The sequence below is a fragment of the Thermanaerothrix sp. genome (assembly GCF_056331585.1).
Map to the genome: position 1 here is coordinate 1 of NZ_JBWGPQ010000057.1, position 1,704 is coordinate 1,704.

Here is a 1,704-nt window from a genome sequence, read left to right on the forward strand (position 1 = left end):
TGGTCTTCATCGGGTCTTGTACCAATGGGCGGTTATCCGATTTACGTCAGGCAGCTAGCTTGCTAAAAGGGCGGAAGGTGGCTTCGAATGTGCGCCTCTTGGTCGTGCCGGGGTCCCAACAGGTTAAACGAGCCGCGGAGGCAGAGGGCTTGGACCGCATCTTCAAAGAAGCAGGTGCTGAATGGCGGGAGCCAGGTTGCTCGATGTGTATTGCCATGAACGGCGATGCGCTTGAGCCGGGCCAGTACGCGGTGAGTACTAGCAACCGCAACTTTGAAGGCCGTCAGGGGCGGGGAGGACGCACGTTTTTGGCTAGCCCGCTAACCGCCGCGGCTACAGCGATTTTTGGTGTCATTACTGACCCGCGCACGTTGCTTTAGTGGAGGTTATTCATGGAACCCTTTACTAAGTTGTCCTCTCGGGTTGTGGTTTTACCCGTTGACAATATTGACACTGATCAGATCATACCCGCCCGCTTCTTGAAAACCACAGATCGAACCGGTTTAGGGGCAAGTCTCTTTGCGGATTGGCGGTATCTTCCTGATGGACAGCCGGATCCTGCATTTGTTCTGAATTATCCCGAAAACCGGGGGGCGCAGATTTTATTGGCGGGTGACAACTTTGGGTGCGGATCTTCGCGCGAACACGCGGCTTGGGCTTTGCTAGGATGGGGATTTCGCGCCGTTATCTCTACCTCATTTGCGGATATCTTTCGCAATAACGCGCTGAAAAATGGCTTATTACCGGTAACGGTGTCACCCGAAGTTCATCAGGAACTCGTCCGTCTTTTAGGGGGTGATCCTTCCCAGACCGTGACCATAGATCTTGAAACTCAAACCTTGTCCTGGGCAGGTGGGGAAACCTATTTTCCGGTTGATCCTTTTGCTAAAGATTGCCTGCTACGAGGTGTTGATGAACTTGGGTATTTGTTAAGCCTTGAGCAAGAAATTGCTGCATTTGAGGCCAAACGTCTTAGTTGGTAGGGAGTGGTAGCCATGATCCAGATCTATGATACGACCTTACGCGATGGCTCACAGCGGACCGATATTTCTTTTTCCATTGACGATAAGTTAAATATAGCGCGGCGTTTAGATGATCTGGGCGTGGCGTTTATCGAAGGGGGCTGGCCCGGATCGAACCCCAAAGATGCTGAGTTCTTTCGGCGTGCCGTAAATATGGAGTGGCGTCATGCCAAGATTGCAGCTTTTGGTATGACCTGTGCGGCAGAAAAGCGTGCAGATGAGGATGAAAATATTCGTGCCTTGCTCGAAGCCCAAACACCCTATTGCACCGTGGTAGGCAAATCTTCGCTTCTCCATGTGCATGAGGTGATCCGTACAACGCCCCAAAACAACCTAAGGATGATCGAGGAAAGTGTCGCCTATCTAGTGCGACATGGGCGCGGCGTCATTTATGATGCCGAACACTTCTTTGATGGTTACAAGGAAGATTCCGACTATGCCCTGGCAACATTAGAAGCTGCCTTACGCGGAGGTGCGGAAACACTGGTACTGTGCGATACAAATGGAGGCACTCTTCCCTGGGAAGTAGGGGAGATTGTACGTGCCGTACGGACGCGTTTTCCAGAGGCACAACTCGGTATTCACGCTCATAATGATAGTGAGTGTGCGGTGGCGAACTCTTTAGTAGCCGTGCGTGAAGGTTGTGTTCAAGTCCAGGGAACGATAAACGGTTATGGCGAAC

The 1,704-nt window shown here is 51.9% G+C and carries 2 protein-coding genes and 1 pseudogene; all 3 read left to right on the forward strand.

The annotated features are described in order from the left end of the window. Nucleotides 1–380: aconitase family protein (locus AC01YT_RS13070; RefSeq protein WP_476676109.1), on the forward strand; the 380-nt coding region annotated here is incomplete at its 5' end. A gap of 12 nt (nt 381–392) precedes the next feature. Continuing rightward, nucleotides 393–983: a 3-isopropylmalate dehydratase small subunit gene (leuD, locus tag AC01YT_RS13075; RefSeq protein ID WP_424911326.1), complete on the forward strand. Its 591-nt coding sequence runs from the start codon at nt 393–395 to the stop codon at nt 981–983. Nucleotides 984–995: 12 nt separating this feature from the next. After that, nucleotides 996–1,704: pseudogene (locus AC01YT_RS13080) on the forward strand (citramalate synthase); the annotation flags it as partial.